14 protein-coding genes and 1 pseudogene are annotated in these 16,975 nt (G+C 69.6%); 6 read left to right on the top strand and 9 right to left on the bottom strand.

The annotated features are described in order from the left end of the window. The first annotated feature begins 82 nt into the window (after positions 1 to 82). Together V7050_RS02800 and V7050_RS02795 are read left to right on the top strand one after the other, a co-directional pair. Positions 83 to 2,311 carry an ABC transporter permease gene (locus V7050_RS02800; RefSeq protein WP_324365550.1) on the top strand — a complete coding sequence of 743 codons (2,229 nt, stop codon included), beginning with the start codon at positions 83 to 85 and terminating at the stop codon, positions 2,309 to 2,311. Continuing rightward, positions 2,304 to 3,089, top strand: a complete 786-nt coding sequence (locus tag V7050_RS02795) for an ATP-binding cassette domain-containing protein (RefSeq protein WP_324365549.1) — start codon at positions 2,304 to 2,306, stop codon at positions 3,087 to 3,089. The genes V7050_RS02800 and V7050_RS02795 overlap by 8 nt, the downstream gene beginning before the upstream one ends. A 160-nt stretch (positions 3,090 to 3,249) precedes the next feature. Here the strand turns inward: V7050_RS02795 and V7050_RS02790 are convergent, their stop codons facing one another. The 3 genes from V7050_RS02790 to V7050_RS02780 all read right to left on the bottom strand — a co-directional run bounded on the left by V7050_RS02790 (position 3,250) and on the right by V7050_RS02780 (position 6,155). Beyond that, positions 3,250 to 4,296, bottom strand: coding sequence for a TRAP transporter substrate-binding protein (locus V7050_RS02790; protein WP_324365548.1), 1,047 nt, complete (start codon positions 4,294 to 4,296; stop codon positions 3,250 to 3,252). Between the two features lie 77 nt (positions 4,297 to 4,373). After that, positions 4,374 to 5,657 carry a TRAP transporter large permease gene (locus V7050_RS02785; protein WP_324365547.1) on the bottom strand — a complete coding sequence of 428 codons (1,284 nt, stop codon included), beginning with the start codon at positions 5,655 to 5,657 and terminating at the stop codon, positions 4,374 to 4,376. Positions 5,658 to 5,660: 3 nt separating this feature from the next. Continuing rightward, positions 5,661 to 6,155 carry a TRAP transporter small permease gene (locus V7050_RS02780; RefSeq protein ID WP_324365546.1) on the bottom strand — a complete coding sequence of 165 codons (495 nt, stop codon included), beginning with the start codon at positions 6,153 to 6,155 and terminating at the stop codon, positions 5,661 to 5,663. A 201-nt stretch (positions 6,156 to 6,356) separates the two neighbouring features. On the opposite strand from V7050_RS02780, the gene V7050_RS02775 reads away from it, so the two are divergent. Then, on the top strand, positions 6,357 to 6,746 hold the full coding sequence (locus V7050_RS02775; protein ID WP_324365545.1) for a RidA family protein: 390 nt from the start codon (positions 6,357 to 6,359) through the stop codon (positions 6,744 to 6,746). A 35-nt stretch (positions 6,747 to 6,781) separates the two neighbouring features. Then, positions 6,782 to 7,660: a MurR/RpiR family transcriptional regulator gene (locus V7050_RS02770; RefSeq protein ID WP_324365544.1), complete on the top strand. Its 879-nt coding sequence runs from the start codon at positions 6,782 to 6,784 to the stop codon at positions 7,658 to 7,660. A 175-nt stretch (positions 7,661 to 7,835) separates the two neighbouring features. On the opposite strand, the gene V7050_RS02765 is transcribed toward V7050_RS02770, so the two are convergent. From V7050_RS02765 to V7050_RS02740, 6 genes and pseudogenes are all read right to left on the bottom strand, one after another. Next, positions 7,836 to 8,561, bottom strand: a complete 726-nt coding sequence (locus tag V7050_RS02765) for a copper homeostasis protein CutC (protein WP_324365543.1) — start codon at positions 8,559 to 8,561, stop codon at positions 7,836 to 7,838. Next, a pseudogene (locus V7050_RS02760) lies at positions 8,558 to 9,790 on the bottom strand (MFS transporter); the annotation flags it as partial. The gene V7050_RS02765 and the pseudogene V7050_RS02760, both read right to left, overlap by 4 nt. A 40-nt stretch (positions 9,791 to 9,830) precedes the next feature. Beyond that, on the bottom strand, positions 9,831 to 11,276 hold the full coding sequence (locus V7050_RS02755; protein WP_324365542.1) for a M81 family metallopeptidase: 1,446 nt from the start codon (positions 11,274 to 11,276) through the stop codon (positions 9,831 to 9,833). 5 nt (positions 11,277 to 11,281) lie between these two features. Next, positions 11,282 to 13,186 carry a beta-N-acetylhexosaminidase gene (locus V7050_RS02750; protein WP_324365541.1) on the bottom strand — a complete coding sequence of 635 codons (1,905 nt, stop codon included), beginning with the start codon at positions 13,184 to 13,186 and terminating at the stop codon, positions 11,282 to 11,284. Beyond that, a complete protein-coding gene (locus V7050_RS02745) occupies positions 13,183 to 13,980 on the bottom strand; it encodes an SDR family oxidoreductase (protein ID WP_324365540.1) in 798 nt (265 codons plus the stop codon). Before V7050_RS02745 ends, V7050_RS02750 begins: the two co-directional genes overlap by 4 nt. A gap of 1 nt (position 13,981) precedes the next feature. Continuing rightward, on the bottom strand, positions 13,982 to 14,851 hold the full coding sequence (locus V7050_RS02740) for a MurR/RpiR family transcriptional regulator (protein WP_324365539.1): 870 nt from the start codon (positions 14,849 to 14,851) through the stop codon (positions 13,982 to 13,984). A 129-nt stretch (positions 14,852 to 14,980) separates the two neighbouring features. Here V7050_RS02740 and V7050_RS02735 point away from each other — a divergent pair, with 129 nt between their 5' ends. Further along, positions 14,981 to 15,478, top strand: a complete 498-nt coding sequence (locus tag V7050_RS02735; protein WP_324365538.1) for a hypothetical protein — start codon at positions 14,981 to 14,983, stop codon at positions 15,476 to 15,478. A gap of 1 nt (position 15,479) precedes the next feature. Continuing rightward, positions 15,480 to 16,967, top strand: a complete 1,488-nt coding sequence (locus tag V7050_RS02730) for a M81 family metallopeptidase (protein ID WP_324410221.1) — start codon at positions 15,480 to 15,482, stop codon at positions 16,965 to 16,967. Positions 16,968 to 16,975: the final 8 nt, after the last annotated feature.

Below are 16,975 nucleotides of genomic sequence, written 5' to 3'. Positions count from 1 at the left end.
CTCCCCTCCGGCTTCCTGACGCCCTCGCGGCGCCTTCGGGATCGGGACCAGCATGCAGGCAGACGGACGAGCGCGGCTACCGATGCAGATGGTCGGCGGCTGGGAAATGGGCCTCCTGTCGCTAATGGCGATCCTCTATCTCGGCGGCGCCCTGCTCAATCCCGACTTCTTCGGCACGGCCGGCGCGCTCCAGGCGCTCCTGCGCGACTCGGCGCGCTTCGGCGTCATGGCCGTCGGCATGACCTTCGTGATCGCCAATCGCGATCTCGACCTCTCGGTGGGCTCCACGCTCGGCCTGATCGGCGTGATCTTCTCCAAGATCTTCGACACCGCCGGCCAGGAACTCGGCGTGCTGCCGGCCATCCTCGCCTGCGTCGCGGCGGGAGCCGCGATCGGCGTGGTGAACGGCCTGCTCGTCACCCTGCTGCGGGTGCCGGCCTTCATCGCCACCCTGACCATGCTCCTGATCGGGCGCGGCATGATCCTCGGCCTGACCGGCGGGCGCTCGGTCAACTATCCGCGCAAGGCGGATGCCTACGACTGGTTCTTCCGCATGGGCGAGAACAACGCGCTGGGGTTCAACAACCAGATCGTCGTGGTGCTGATCGTGGTCGCCATCGGCGCGGTGGTGCTGGCCAAGACCCGCTGGGGCTACGAGACGCTCGCCACGGGCGGCAACGAGCTGGCGGCGAGCTATGCGGGCATCCCGACCAACTGGGTGCGGATCCGCGCCTATATCCTCTCCTCGCTCTGCGCCACGCTCGCGGGCCTGATGGCCGTCGCGCAGGACAAGGGCATCACCAGCCAGGCCGGGCTCCTGACCGAGCTCATCGTGATCGCCTCGGTGATCATCGGCGGCGCCTCGATCCTCGGCGGGCGCGGGCGGGTGATCGGCAGCTACATCGGCGCGATGCTGGTGGCGCTCCTGCACAAGGTGCTGCGCGAGGGCGTGCCGATCGTGCGCGAGGTGCGGGTCGGCGACACGGTGATGCAGGTCAAGGCGACCTCGACGCTGCCGGCCGGGGCGATCCCGGCCTTCATCGGCGCGCTCCTGATCCTCGCGGTGCTGATCGAGCCCTATATCATCCGCCGCAAGCTGCCCCAGCGCCTCTTCGCCAGGCTGACGGGACGGCCGCTGCCCCGCATCGTCGAGACCGAAGGCGTCGCCATCGAGGGCTCCCAGACCCGCGGCAGCACGGTCGCCGACCGGGCGGTGACCGCGCGCGGCATCGGCCGGTTCCTCGTCCGCCGCGAAGCGCTGGCGATCATCCTGACGGTGATGCTCTGGTTCGTCGGCTTCGGGCTCCGGCCGGACTACTGGGCCGGGCTGCCGAACAGCTTCGCGATCCTGCTCAACTACACCGAGCTCGCGCTCCTCACCCTCGGCCTGACCTATGTGATCGCCTGCGGCGACATCGACCTCTCGGTCGGCGCGGTCCTGGCGCTGGCCGGCAGCGCGGCGGCCTACGGGCTGAAGGTGATGGGCCTCGACCCGGTGAGCGCCATGGCGCTGGGTCTCTTCGCCGGACTGCTCGCCGGCGCCGTCAATGCGATGGTGACGGTCGGCTTCGGCCTGCCGGCCTTCATCGCGACCCTCGGCATGTTCTACATCGCCCGCGGCCTCGCCGCCTGGATCGTCGCGGGCCAGCAGCTGACCGGCTGGACCGAGGCCTACAACCTCATCGGGCGCAAGGTCGGCGACATCTTTTCCCATCTCGGCATCCCGCCGGTCGGCGGCTTCCTCGGCGAGATCCTCGAGGTGGTCAGCGTGCAGACGCTCTGGATGGCGCTGGTCGCGGTCGTCGCCGGGGTGGTCCTGGCGCGGACGCCCTTCGGCTACATGGTCTATGCCACGGGCGGCAACCGCCGCGCGGCGGGCTATGCCGGCATTCCCACCGGCCGGGTGCGGTTCCAGGCGCTGATGTTCTCGGCGCTCTGCGCGGCGATGGCGGGCTGCATCAACGTGGCGTATTTCCGCAGCTTCAACCCGGTCGCCGGGCAGTTCCGCGAACTCGACGCCATCGCGGCGGTGATCATCGGCGGCGGCTCGATCTTCGGCGGCTTCGGCACGATCATCGGCTCGCTGGCGGGAGCGGCGGTCATCACGCTCATCCGCGCGCTGCTGCAACTCAATATCGTCACCGCCTCCGGCGCGACCCTCACCCTGCCGCAGCACTGGGTGAACAGCTTCATCGGCGGCATCCTGATCCTCGCCGTGCTGATCGACATCTGGGTGCGCCAGGGAGGATTGCTCGACCGCTTCCTGCGGCGCCGCCGGAGCTCCGAATCGAGAAAGGCCGCCAATGCCTGAGAGCGCCCCCCATCCCCTCGTCGAGATGACGAGCATCAGCAAGTCCTTCGGGGCGGTCAACGCCCTGATCGACGTCGACCTCCGGATCTTTCCGGGCGAGATCCTCGGCCTCGTCGGCGACAATTCCGCCGGCAAATCCACGCTGATGAAGATCCTCACCGGCGCCTATCACCGCGATTCCGGGCGGGTGTTCGTCGAGGGGCGGCCAGCCAACTTCCGCACCCCGCACGAGAGCCGCGACGCCGGGATCGAGATGATCTACCAGGATTTCGCGCTCTGCGGGAACCTCGACGTGGCGCAGAACATCTTTCTCGGCCGCTGGCCGCGCCGCGGCGCCTTCGTGGACCGGCGCCGCATGTATGCCGAGGCGGCCGAGGTCATGAAGCGCCTCAAGGTCGACGTGAATTCGGTCTTCCAGAAGGTCGAGAGCCTCTCGGGCGGGCGCCAGCAATCGGTGGCGATCGCCCGGGCGATCTCGTTCGAGCCGAAGCTGATCGTGCTCGACGAGCCGACGGCCAATCTCTCGGTCACCGCCACCCAGCGGCTTCTCGAGACCATGCGCGAGCTGAAGTCCCGCGGCGTGGCGCAGATCATCATCTCGCATCGGCTGACCGACATCTTCGAGGTCGGCGACCGGGTGATGGTGCTCAAGCGCGGGCAGAACGTGGGAGAGCGCTCCATCCGCGGCACGACCGAGCAAGAGGTCCTGCAACTGATCGTGGCCGGCACCCCGAAGGGCGATCACGAAGCGGAGCAGAGTGCCGGCGCCGGCGCCTGATATCCTCCGGCAAGGCGCGACTTCTGAAAAATACAGCAATAACAATAATTTAATCAGCGTATCATCGTGAAACGCCATCCCGGCGGCGCTGAAAACACGCATGGCCGCCAGGCCCCGGATCATGGGCCGGGGCGCCGTCGGGCGCCCCGGCCTTTCGCGATTATTCGATATAGGGGGTAGCGTTGGCCTGATCGACTTCGGTCTTGAAGAGCTCGAGCAGCTCGACCGCCTTCTCGTCCAGGTTCTCGGCGACATAGGCCTCGAAGACCGGCTGGGTCGCCTCGCGCATCGCGTCGCGCTCCTCCGAGGTGAGCGCGGTGACCGTCATCTTCTCCCGCAGCCCGGCGAGGCCGCGGTCGGAGCCCTCGATGATCCGCGACAGGCCACGGCTGGCGGTGACGCAGGATTTCGCGGCATAGCGCACCACGTCCTGCTGCTCCTCGGTCAGCCCGTCCCAGACCGCCCGGTTCATCAAGAGCGTATAGGGCGAGAACAGGTGGTTGGTGAGCGTGAGGTACTTCTGCACCTCCTCGAACTTCGAGAAGGAGATGATCGGCACCGGGTTCATCTGGCCGTCGATCACGCCCGTCTGCAGGCCGGAATAGACCTCGCCCCAGGCGAGCGGATAGGCCTCGGCGCCGAGCGCCTGCATGATCGCCTGATGCGAGGGCAGCGTCATGGTCCGGATGCGGATGCCGTCGAAATCGCCGAGCTTGGCGATCTCGTGCTGGGAATTGGTCACGGCGAAGAAGCCGCCGGTGTCCGGGAAGCCCAGCACCTTGACGTCCCCGAGCTCGGCCTCGATGTCGGCGGCGAGGGCCGTCCCGAAGGGTCCGTCGAAGACGTCGTAGGTCGAGCCGTCATTGGCGAAGGCGAAGGGCAGGTTCAGCACGTCGATGCGCGGGTAGTAGCTCGCCAGCGCGCCAGTCGAGGTGAGCGTCGCCTGAAGCACGCCGTCGCGGACCAGCTGGACATGCTCCTGGGCCGAGCCGAGCTGGTTCGAGGGGAAGACCTCGACCTCGACCGCCCCGTTGGTGTCGGTGCCGATGATGTTGGCGAAGACCGCGGTGCAGGCATGGGCCGGGTTCTCGAAGGGATCGGCCTTGTTGTCGTGGCCGAACTGGATCGTCACGTCCGCGGCGAGCGCGCTGGAGGCGATCAGGCCGATGGCGGTGCCGGCGGCGAGGCGGTTCAGGATGGATGTCATAGGGTGCTTCCTCTCGTTGGTCTTGGGTTGGAGTCTGGGTTGGAGTTCGGGTTGGAGTGGTAGGGGCCGGTCGGCCCCTAGTCGAGAAATCCGAGGGCCTTGGGCATCAGCAGCGCCAGGTCCGACCAGAAGGCGAAGACGAAGAGCACGGCCACCTCCGCGAGCAGGAAGGGCCAGAGCTTCGCCGCGATGCGTTCGAGCTTCTCGCCGGTCACCGAGGAGAGCACGAAGAGGCAGGCCCCGACCGGTGGCGTCATCAGCGAGATGTTGAGCGCGAGCACGAAGACGATGCCGGCGTGCATCGGGTTCATCCCGATCTGCTCGGTCAGCGGCACGAGGACCGGCGCGAGGATGATCAGGATCGCGGTGATGTCCATGACCATGCCGATCGCCAGCAGGATGCCGATGATGAGCAGGATGACGACATAGCGGTTCTCCGAGATCGCCAGCACGCCGCTGGCGATGGCCTGGGGGATGCGCTCGAAGCTGAGCCACCAGCCGAGCATGCCGGCGAAGGCGATGATCACGAAGATCACCCCGGTGATGCGCGCGGTGCGCACCAGCATGCCGTAGATGTCGTTCCAGGTCAGGCAGCGGTAGACGAAGATCCCGAGCAGGAGCGCGTAGCCCACGGCGATCGAGGCCGCCTCGGTCGGGGTGACGATGCCGCCCAGGATGCCGCCGAGGATGATGACCGGCATCAGGAGCGCGGTGAAGGACGACACGAAGGTGTTCCAGATCTCGCGCAGGCCCCCGGCGACGTCGGCCTTCGGCAGGTTGTTGCGCCGGGCGCCGAGCGCGATCACGACCATGCAGACGCCGCAGATCACGAGGCCGGGCAGGATGCCGGCGGCGAAGAGCCCGCCGATCGAGACCCCCATGAGCGAACCGTAGACCACCATGAGGCCGGAGGGCGGGATGGTCGGGCCGATGATCGAGCCGGCGGCGGTGACCGCGCAGGCATAGTCGCGCCGGTAGCCCTGGTTCACCATCGCCGGCACCAGCGTCTTGCCGAAGGCGGCGGCATCGGCGGTGGCCGCACCGGTCAGCCCGGCGAAGAACACCGAGGCCAGCATGTTGGTATGCGCGAGCCCGCCGCGGAACCGGCCGACCAGCACGTTGGCGAGGTTCACCAGCCGCGAGGTGATGCCGATGTGGTTCATGATCTCGCCGGCCAGGATGAAGAACGGCATGGCGAGGAAGGGGAAGATGTTGAGCCCGTTGAAGATCTTGCTGGGTCCGACGGCGAGGAACTTGTCCCCGCCCATGTCGACGAGCCCGGCAAGGCCGGCGAAGCCGATGGCGAAGCCGATCGGCATGCCGAAGAGCACGAGCGCGACGAAGATCAATGCGACGATCATGGATCAGACCTCCTCGGCCTGGTCGACCAGATGCTGGGTTCCGAGGTCGCGGATCAGCACGAGGGCGAGTTGGATGGCGGAGATCGCCGCGGCGACCGGGATGGCGGCGAAAGCGGGCGCCAGCGACATTCCGAAGATCATCGCCTGACGGTTCACGCCGGTGGCGGCGAAGCCGATGCCGTAGAGGAACACGTAGAAGAAGAGCAGGAATGCCAGGGCGTCCATGGCGATGAGCAGCCCCCGGCGCCCGCCCTCGGGAAGCTTGTCGAGGAGGATCGACAGGCCGATGTGCTCACGACGGGCGATGCCGCAGGAGACCGCGAGCATGGCCGCCCAAATCATCAGGTATCGCGCCAGTTCTTCGGGCCAGGGTAACTGCCAATGGAAGAGGTAGCGGTCGAGCACGCCCAGCCAGACGTCCACGACCAGGAGCAGCATGATCGCTGCAACGATGGCCTCGATCGCCCGATTCAGGCGATCGCTGATTTGACCCGCCATTTCTCGCATTCGGCATCTCCCCGCTTCCCGTGTTTGGAGTTGATGTAGTTAGGCTACATATACCCGCAGATTCGCGGCCTGTCCACCATCTTTTCCCGCGGATCCGCGATTTTCGACGCCGTGTATCGAAACTTCTGGACAGCCCGGCAGGCCATCGGTAGCCTAACTACGTAGCTGAAAGACACGAGAGGAGAATCACGCATGTCAATCGAGCGAATCGGCGCGGAGCGGACCGGAGCGGGCGGACAGGCACTGCCGTTCTCTCCTGCGGTACGTGCCGGTGACTTCGTCTATGTCTCCGGCCAGGTGGCGATGAACGATCGCGGCGAGATCGAGCCCGGCGGAATCGAGGCCCAAACTCGCCGCACCATGGAGAATGTCAAGAAGGTGCTGGCCATGGCCGGTTGCAGCTTCGACGACGTGGTCAAGGCGAACTGCTGGCTCGACGACACCCGCGACTTCTGGACCTTCAACCGCGTCTATGCGGAATACTTCCCCAACGGCGGGCCCGCGCGCTCCACCGTGCGGTCGCAGCTCATGGTGGACGCCAAGGTCGAGGTCGACGTCATCGCCTACAAGCCGCAGACATGAGCCGGGAGACGCGCGGGATCGCTGGAGCGAAGGCAATGAATGCGGCCTACGACCTGATCTCGCGTCTCCGCGATCTCGACGGCAAGCTGAACGCGCGCGAGCAGCGGGTGGCGAGCTATGTGCTGGAGAACTTCGGCAGCGTCGTCGAAGCGACGCTCGGCGAGGTTGCCGCCGCGGCCGAAGTGAGCGAGCCCACGGTGATCCGCTTCTGCCGTACGCTCGGCTGCGAGGGCTTCAAGGATTTCAAGCTCAGGCTGGCACAGAACGTGGCCGTCAGCCTGCAGTATCTGGAGAACTCGAACGTCGAGGCGCGCGGCGCGGCGCCGACGCTCGACCGCGTGCTCGGCGGGATCTATGCGGCGGCGAATGCGGCGCGCGGACAGGTCGACGGGGGCATGCTGGACCGCGCCGTGGGAGCGCTGCGCGCGGCGCGCCAGCTGGTCTTCATCGGCCTCGGCGGCGGGTCCTCGATGGTGGCCTTCGAGGCCGCGAACCGCTTCTTCCGGCTCGGCCTGTCCGCGACCGCGGTCAACGACGGCTATCTGCAGCGCATGCGGGCGGCGGCGCTGGAGAAGGGCGACGTGCTCTTCGCGATCTCGGCGAGCGGAGAGGCGCGCGACGTGGTCAGCAGCGTGGAGATCGCCAATCAATACGGCGCGACCACCCTGTGCCTGACCCGCCCGGACAGCACGCTCGCGCGGCTGGCGGAACTGCCGATCCTCATCGAATTGCCCGAGGACCAGGACATCTTCAAGCCGACCGCCTCGCGCATCGTGCATCTGGCGATCATCGACACGCTGGCGACCTGCGTAGCCGAGCTACGCCCGGAGGAAACGCGCGAGCGCCTGCGGCGGATCCGCGCATCGCTCGCCGCCGTGCACGGGCGCACCGGGCCGCAGCCGATCGGCGACTGACACGCGCTCCGGTCGAACGCACCGGACGACGATTGCCCCGAACCGGCAAGCGCGAGGCGATCCGCCTCGCGGCGGGCCCGAGCGCCATCCAACCGACTTCTTCAAGATCCGTTCAGAAACAATTGGTTACGCAATGTCCCGCTGCGGGACGCCCCGCACCGGGGAGCACCCGCCTTCAGGCGAGCGCATCGAGGGCCGCGCGCATCGCGGCGACGCGGTCGGCGTCGGTACGCCTGGCGCCCGGCGGCTGGAACCCCAGGTCGGCGACCAGAGGCTCCGGGGGCGGTAGCGGCAAGGAGCACGAGGCATGGACTTCGCGGAGCGGCAGGCCGGTCAGCGCGGGCAGGGTCTCCGGCCCGATGCCGGCCCCGGGCATGATGGTGACGCGCCCTGCCCCGGCGCGCATCATCCGCTCGAGGCGCGCGACACCGTCGGCGGCGCGCGCCGCACCGCCCGAGGAGAGGATACGCCGGATGCCGAGGGAGGCGGCGAGCGCCACAGCCTCCTCGGGATCGGGCGCGAGGTCCACGGCCCTGTGAAGCGTGACGTCGAGCCCCTCGGCGGCGCGCAGCAGGCGGGCGAGGGTCGCGCCATCCAGCCGGCCGTCGGGCAGGCTCGCGCCGATGACGACACCGGGAGCACCGGCGGCGCGCAGGAGGGCGATCTCGGATTCCATCGCCGCGACCTCGGCCGCGGTCCAGACGAAACCGCCCGCGCGCGGTCGGATCATGGCGAGCGCCGGCATGCCGGTGCGGGAAGCCTCGGCCACCAGCGCCGGCGAGGGGGTGAGGCCGCCGAAGGCGAGCGCGGCACAGAGCTCCAGCCGGTCGGCGCCCCCGGCGCGCGCGGCAAGGAGGCCTTCGGGATCGTCGATGCAGACTTCGAGCAGAATAGGGGTCATTCCATCACCATGGGTTGCCGGCGCCAGCCGTCGAGCGCGAGGAGAAGGAGGCCGCCGAGCACACCCGCCAGGCCGGCAAGGACGGCGGCAGCGGGATAGCCGCCGAGCGCAGTGCCGAGCGCGAAGATGCCGGCGCCGATGCCGGCCCCGACGAAATGATTCACCGCGATCAGCGAGGCGGAGAGTCCGGGGCGCCCGGCGATCAGGCCGAGGAGATAGGGAATGGGCAGGGTGATGATCGCCGCCGCGGCGATCCCGCCGATAAGGCTCGCGGCATGGACCTGGGGCATGGCACGGGCGGAGGCGAGCGCGAGGAAATAGGCGAGATAGAGCGCCATGCACAGGACCAGCGCCACCTGCATGGAGAGGCGGCGGCAGATCGCGGCCCAGGCGAAGATGAAGACCACTTCGACGAGCGCGACATAGCCGACGATGACCCCGACATCGGCCACCGTGCCGCCGGCGCGGCCGGTGACGATGAGCGGCAGCACCGCGGAATTGACATGGAGCACGGAGGAGGCGAGCGCGACGCCGGCGACGCGCAGGACGAGGCCGGGATCGGCGAAGGCCAGCAGGTCGCCGATCCCCGCGCGGGGCGTGCCGGGCGGACGCACGGTGTCGGCCGGCAGCGTCGCGAGGATGGCGAGGCCGGCAAGCGCGAGCACGGCCGAGATCAGATAGGCGGGCAGCATGGAGGCGCTTCCGGCGAGAAGCAGCCCGACCGCGCCGGGCACCAGGATCCAGGCGACCGAGATCATCATGCGCAGGAGCGCCCCGACCGCCTCGCCATCGGCGCGGGTGAACTCGGTCGCGTGGCTGCGGACCTTGGCGAAGATCAGCGCGTTGGAGGCGCCGTAGATCGCGAGCGGGCCGACCGCCACCAGGGCGAAGACGAGGGCGGAGGGCAGCAGGTAGATGGTCGCGAATCCCAGGGCGCCGATGCCCGTCGCGACGAGGATCGGGCGTCGGTAGCTGGCGCGCCGGTCGGCCAGGAGGCCGATCAGGATGCTGGCGAGCACGTTGGCCACGGCGGCGGCGAAGATGACGACGGAATAGGCGGCGTTCGACATGCCGAGCTCGCGAATGGCGACCACGGGCTGATAGGGAGAGGTGGCGGCGCCGGCGAAGCCGAAGAGGAGGATCCCGGCGGCGGCGACGCGAGCGACCGGGTATCGCCGGAGGATCGCGAGGAAGGACACTAGCCGCACCCCCCGGCCAGTGGTTCCGTCCGCGCTCGAGCGGTTAGACGGGAGAGGCGCATGGTGCCCGTCAGCGGCCGAAGCGGGCGGAGGCGATCGCCCGGGGGCGGAACCCGGGGTTGGGCTCGAACGGCAGCGTGCCCGGCGCGCGGTGGAGGTTCGGGAGGCCGGCGATGTCCTGGTTCACCACGCCCTCGGTCAGCGCCATGAGGTTTGGTCTGGCCAGCGGGGCGAGGTCGGGGGAGAGATAGCCCGATTTGACCACCAGCAGCCGCGCCCTCGCCGGGTCGAGGCCGAGCCGGGTGAAATCGGCGATGGCATGGTAGGGGCGGCGGCGGGCGGCGAGCACGAGGGTGATGCCCTCGCCGACGGCCACGACGGCCTGGCGCCCGGACGGAGTGCCGGGATCGTCCAGCCGGAGCACCCGAACCTCGGTGCGCACCGAAACGCCGGCGGGGTCGAGGCTTGCGCCGATGGTGAGGTCGAGCGCGGCGCCTTCGCCGGCGGTGAAGCAGGCCTCCACGGCGGGACCGTCGGTGATGCCGGCGAGAAGCGCGCCTTGCCAGTCGCGGGCGATCAGGGCTGCGAGCACGTCGGCGCGGTCGCCGACGCCGCCGCCGGTGGGGTTGTCGCCCGAATCGGCGAGGATGACCGGTGCGGTGGCGGTGGAAGCGGCGCGCTCGAGCATGTCCGGGAGCGGACCGGTGACCGGGCCGAAGCGGAAGGCGTCGCGGGCGGCCCAGAAGGCGGAGGCGATCTCCTCGGCGGCGGCCAGCGCCGCGGCGCGGTCGGTTCCGGTGACCACGGCGGCGGCGGTGGCGCGCGGCTCGTCGGCCCAGACGTAGCCGATCATCAGGTCGGATTTCCAGATGCCAGGGCGGGCGTCGAAGCCGGGCAGCGCCGCATAGAGCGAGCGCGCGGGCTCGTCCTCGGTGGAGCTGCGCTCGCCGGGAAGCAGCAGCGGGACCGGGGCCCAGGCGATTGCGGGGCACGCGGTCCCGTCGCGGAGGTGGCGCAGCAGCATGGCCCAGGCGGCCTCCATGGTCTCGCGGACGTCGATATGCGGCGCCGTGCGATAGGCGGAGAAGATGTCGAGGGCGTCGATGATGCGCTGGCTGAGGTTGCCGTGCAGGTCGTAGCTCGCGGCGATGGGGATGGCGGGACCGACGATTTCGCGGACGGCGGCGATCCAGTCGCCTTCCGCGTCCTGCATCCCGTCCACGTGCATGGCGCCGTGCATGGCGAGATAGACGCCGTCGAGCGGGAGCGCGACGCGGAGGCGGTCGAGGAACTCGGCGCGGAAGCCCGAATAGGTCGCGCCCGCCAGCGGGCCGCCCGGCACCGCGCGGGCGTGAAGCAGCGCGCGGATCTCCACCCCGTCGCCGGGGAGGAAGGCGAAATAGGGATCCGTCGTCAGCGCCTCGCCGCGCAGGACGCGGAAATCCTCCGGCGTCATGAGGACCGGCGAATAGGTGGAGCATTCGGTATGGATGCCGCCGACGGCGATGCGGAGCATCGGGCTCAGAGCCTCGGGGAGTTGCGGGCCTGGACCGCGAAGCGAAGCCAGTCCTTCCCGGCGAGCGGGGTCCAGGCGGCCTCGGCGATCGCGGCGAGGCGGGGAAAGACCAGGTCGTTGAAATAATCCTTGCTGTGGAAATGCTCGCACCAGATGCAGGCCTGCACGCCCCGGAAGCGGCGGCGCAGCTCGGCGGGGAAGCTCGCCTCGGCGTCGTAGGCATAGGTCTGCTCGGGCGTCGAGGAGCCGGCCCAGCCGGCGCCGGGCTCGAGCCAGGCGGGGGATTGCGCCATGTCGAGGTAATAGGCCTGGCCAGGGGTGATGACCACGTCATAGCCCTCGCGGGCGAGCGCGGCGCCGACCTGGGGGTTCTCCCAGGCCATGAGGAGCGTGTCCTTCGCCGGCACGCCGCCGCCATGCGCGACCTCGTTCCATCCGACCAGCACGCGGTCACGGGCGGTCAGCATTTCCTTGACGCGGCGGAGGAAATAGGACTGGAGCTCGAAGGTTCCCCGCAGGCCCTCGCGCTCCATCAGCGCGCGGGAGAGCGGGGAGGCCATCCAGGCATCGCGCGCGACCTCGTCGCCGCCGATGTGGATGTGCCGGGAGGGAAAGACCGCGACCATGGCGTCGAAGACGAGGCCGAGCGCCTCGTAGGTGCCCTCGATCGCCGGGTTCAGCGCGTTGTTGAAATAGCCCTGCACCGAAGAATAGCTCGGCGGCTCGTCGGGGTCGACGAGATGCGGGAGCGCGGCGAGCATCGCGGTGGAATGGCCGGGGATGTCGATCTCGGGCACCACTTCGATGCCGAGGGATGCGGCATGGGCCACCAGGGCGCGGAGCTCTTCGGTCGTGTAGAATTGGGTGCGGGCCGCGGCCGGGTCGCCGAGCTGCGGCAGCAGCGGGCCATCGGCGCCGCGGGTGGCGCCGGTGGTGGTCAGGCTGGGCAGGCCGGGAACCTCGAAGCGCCAGCCCTCGTCGTCGGTCAGGTGCCAGTGGAAGATGTTGAGCCGGTACCAGCCGAGGATGTCGAGGAAGCGGCGCACGTCCTGCGCCGGCCAGAAGTGGCGGCAGACGTCGAGGTGGCAGCCGCGCCACGCGTAGCGCGGGGCGTCCTCGATCACCCCGGTGGCCGGGAAGCGGAAGGTCTCCGGCTGGGCCGTGGCGCCGTGCAGGAGCTGGACGAGCGCCACGAGCCCGTGCCGGCGGCCGTCCGCATCGGCGCTATCGAGGCGGATCGTGGCGGCGAAGTTCAGGCGGTAGGCGCCGGGGGCGAGCGCCGGATCCTGCGCGAAGGCAACCTGGTGGGTGCCGGGTTGCGGCGCGAGCGAGACGGCGGCGCGCGCGGCGGGGAACAGCCGGCGCTGGAGTGCGCCGGCGGCGGCGAGCGCGGCGCTGTCCTCCGCAGAGATGTCCTCGGCGGGTACGAGGGCGAGCGGGGTTTCGCCGGGGACGAGGTCGAGACGCGCCGGCCAAGGGACGAGGGCGAAGGGATGCTCCAGCCGGCCTTCGGGCAGGCGCGCCGGCGGCTCCTCGGGCCGGTCGGAGCCGCGCATGAGATCGCCCACCTCGGCATCGACATGATCGCCCGAGGCCAGCGTGACATAGGCCGACTTGACGCCGTCGCCGCGGTGGAGCGGCGCGCGGTTGAGCCCGGCGGCTCGGAAGGTCCAGCTGCCGCCGGGCGGAATGGAGAACCCCTCGGGCGGAGCGAAGCGGTGGTAATTGGCGTCGCGCTTCAGGAAGACCGCGTTCTCCGGCGGCGGCGCGTCGGGCATGACGCGGGTTATCGCGGTATAGGAGAGCGTGAAGCCCGCGAGGGGGGCGTCGGAAAGGTTGTGGAGCGAGACGGTCAGCGTGCCGCCGGGCGCGGGCTCGGGGGACCAGGAATTCTCGACTCTGTAGGTCATTCGGGGGCCTCGGTATCGTAGTCGGGGGATTGGCTGAAGGTGCGAGCGAGCGCCGGCGTGCCGGCGGTCAGGCCGCAGTCGACCGGCAGGCAGACGCCGGTGATGGCGGCGGCATCGGGGCCGGCGAGGAAGGCGACGGCGGCGGCAATGTCATCGGGATAGGCGACGCGGCCGAGGGGATAATGGGCGGCGGCCTCCTGCATCACCCGGGGATTGGCGGCGCGGCGCGATTCCCAGGCGCGGGTGGCGACGGTTCCGGGCGCGACCGCGTTGGCGCGGATGCCGCGGCGGCCGTATTCCACCGCGATGAGGCGGGTGAGATGGATCATGCCGGCCTTGGCTGCGCTGTAGGCGGGATGGCCGAAGACGCCCAGCCCGTTGATGGAGGCGACGTTGACCACCGAGCCCCGGGCGGCGGTCAGCGCCGGACGGAAAGCCTCGAAGCAGAACCAGGCAGCGTCGAGGTTGAGCGCCCGGTCGGCGCCCCAGGACGCGGGGGTGGTGTCGCCGAGGCTGGCCGCCATGGCGGCGCCGGCGTTGTTGACGAGGGTCGAGACAGGGCCGTCTAGCCCGGCGGCCAGCGCGGCGAGGGCGGCCGGGTCGGTGACGTCGCAGGCGGCGCCGCGGGCGCGGGGGCCGATCCGCGCCGCAACCTCGCCGGCTGCGGCCCCGTCGCGGTCCACGACGACGACGCCGGCATGGGTTGCTGCCAGACGGCGTGCGACGGCCTGGCCGATGTCGCCGGCGCCGCCGGTGACGATGGCGAGGCCGAGGGATGGGGTGGTTTCGGTCATGTCAGTCCCCGAGAATCTGCCGGTCGTCCTCGTCGCGAAAGCGGACGAGCTGCTCCTTGATGCCGCGCAGGAGGCGGGTGGCGCGGGGCCGATCGGCATAGGCCACCAGATTGGCAATGATGTCGATGACCGCGAGATATGCGAAGCGCGTCGAGGTGGGGCGGAAGATGTTCGACCCCTCGGGCAGGTCGACCGCGATGACGACCCCGGCGGCCTCGGCCACCGGCGAGCCGCCCTGGGTCAGGGCGATGGTGGGGATGCCGTTGTCCTGGAGCACGCGGAAGCAGCGCACGAGCTCGGCGTTGCGGCCGGTGAATGAGGAGCCGAAGACCACATGCCCGCGAACGCAGGCGGCGGCCTGCATCAGGTTCATCCCATGGTCCGAGGAGGCCGCGATGCGGCAGCCGAGGCGGAAGAGCCGGTTCTGCAGCTCGTGGGCGATCATCGCGGAATTGCCGCCCGAGCCGAAGGCGTGGATCATCCTGGCGCCGCGCAGCAGGCGGGCGGCCTCTTCGACCGCAGCGAGATCGAGGCCCTTGTGCATCTGGAAGAGCGCGTCCTGCGCCTTGAGGACGATGTCCTCGGCCACGGCGACGGGGGTGGCGGCACCTTCCGCCGATTCCGGCTTCAGGTAGCGCATGCCCACATAGGCGCTGCGCGCCAGCTGCAGCTTGAAGTCGGAATAGCCCTGGAAGCCCAGGCGCCGGCAGAAGCGGGTGACGGTCGGGGGCGAAACCTCGGCGCGCTCGGCGAGATCGACGATCGAGGCGTTCACGGCGAAGACCGCGTCGTCGAGCACGATGCGCGCGAGCTGCTTTTCCAGCACCGTCAGCCGGTCGTCCTCGTCGATCAGGGCGGTGTAGATGTCCATGCCGCATCTCGCCCGTCCGCAGGCAGGCCCGAGAAAATGATTTTCTTTGCCGTTGACATATCGGCACAGGATGCGGGTATATTCCACCGAAAAATCGCGATCCGTCGAAAAGATTTTCAGGAACAGGGCATGCGAGACCCCGAGGCCAATCCCTTTCCAGTGTCCGACGAGGTACGGCACGCGATCTGGGAGATGCTGGTTCCGCGCGACATCGACGCCTTCCTCGCCGCCGACTGGGGGCGCGTGGCGGAGGACTTCGTGGAGGCGAATTTCACCGGGCTGAACGCGCGCTTCCTGGCCTCGCCGGACGAGTGGCGCCTCTCCTTTCCGACGCTCGCGACCTATCGCGACGAATGGCTGCGGCAGGCGCGCGAGGCGAAGGCGGCGCGCGAGGGCGGGCTCTATGCCGAGGATGCGAGGGCGGCGATCTTCCGCGCCACCCGGCTCGAGGAGATCGAGGTCGAGGGCGCGGCGGCACTGGTCCGCAAGCGGTTCGACGGCGGGATCGCCCGTGCCGACGGCGGGCTCGACCGGATGAACTGGCAGACGCTCTACATCTGCCGCCGCGAGGAGGCGCGCTGGAAGATCGCAGGCTTCGTGGGCTACCTTCCCTATGCGAGGGCCTGAGATGCGCGTCTTCACCGCGGCGCTTGCCACCGAGACAAACACCTTCTCGCCGATCTTCGTCGACCGGCGAGGGTTCGAGGATTCGCTCTATGCGCCGCCCGGGCAGCATCCCGAGACGCCCACGCTCTGCACCGCGCCGGTCACGGTCGGGCGCCGGGTGTGCCGCGAGAAGGGCTGGACTCTGATCGAGGGCACCGCCGCCTGGGCCGATCCGGCGGGGCTGGTCAGCCGCGCGACCTACGAAGGGCTTCGCGACGAGATCCTCGGCCAGCTCGAGGCGGCGCTGCCGGTGGATGCGGTGGTGCTGGGGCTGCACGGAGCGATGGTGGCCGCCGGCTACGACGATCCGGAGGGCGACCTGCTCACGCGGATCCGGGAGATCGTGGGGCCGGGGGTGCTGGTATGCGCCGAACTCGACCCCCACAGCCACCTGACGGCCAAGCGCGTGGCAGCGGCGGATTTCTTCACCGTGTTCAAGGAATTCCCGCACACGGATTTCGTCGATCGCGCCGAGGATCTTTGGCGGATCGCGGTCGACGCGCTCGAGGGCCGGGTGCGGCCGGTGATGTCGGTCTTCGACTGCCGGATGATCGACGTCTTCCCGACCTCGCGCGAGCCGATGCGCGGGTTCGTCGACCGGATGCTGGCGATCGAGCGCGACGACCCGCTCGTGCTGTCGCTGTCGGCGATCCACGGCTTCATGGCCGGCGATGTGCCGGAGATGGGGACGAAGATGATCGCGGTCACCGACGGCGCGCCCGAGCACGGCGCGGCGCTGGCGCGACGGCTCGGGATGGAGCTCTACGACAACCGCGGGCGGCACGTGATGCCGATCCTCGACGAGACCGAGGCGGTCGCCCGAGCAATGGCGGCGCCGGCCGGCAGGCCCGTCGTCATCGCCGATGTCTGGGACAATCCCGGCGGAGGGACCGCGGGGGATGCGACGGTCCTTCTCGGCGAGCTGATGGCACGGGGCGCCGAGGGCGTCGCGGTCGGCACGATCTGGGATCCGATGGCGGTGCGGCTCTGCTTCGTGGCCGGCGAGGGCGCGACGATTCCCCTGCGCTTCGGCGCCAAGTCGGCGCCTTTCACCGGTGCCCCGATCGATGCGACCGTGGAAGTCCTGCGGCTGGCCGCGGGGGCGGAGATGCGGTTCGGCGAGAGCCTGGTGCCCTTCGGCGATTCGGCGCGGGTGCGGCTCGAGGGAACCGACATCGAGGTGATCCTGAACTCGGTGCGCGCCCAGAGCTTCGATCCGTCGCTCTTCGACGCCCTGGGCATCGACCCGCTGGAGAAGAAGATCCTCGTCATCAAGTCGACGAACCACTTCTACGCCGCCTTCGCGCCGATCGCGTCGGAGGTGATCTATTGCTCGGCCGGGCGGCCGTATCCCAACGATCCGGCCCGGACGCCGTATCGGAAGGTGCGGCGCGACATCTGGCCCATCCCCGCCGATCCGTTCGGCGATCCTGAGAGGGGGGAAGAATGAGTTTTCCG

This window comes from Amaricoccus sp. (genome assembly GCF_036846665.1).
Taxonomy (GTDB): domain Bacteria; phylum Pseudomonadota; class Alphaproteobacteria; order Rhodobacterales; family Rhodobacteraceae; genus Amaricoccus.
This window is presented reverse-complemented; position numbering and strand designations above follow the sequence as displayed.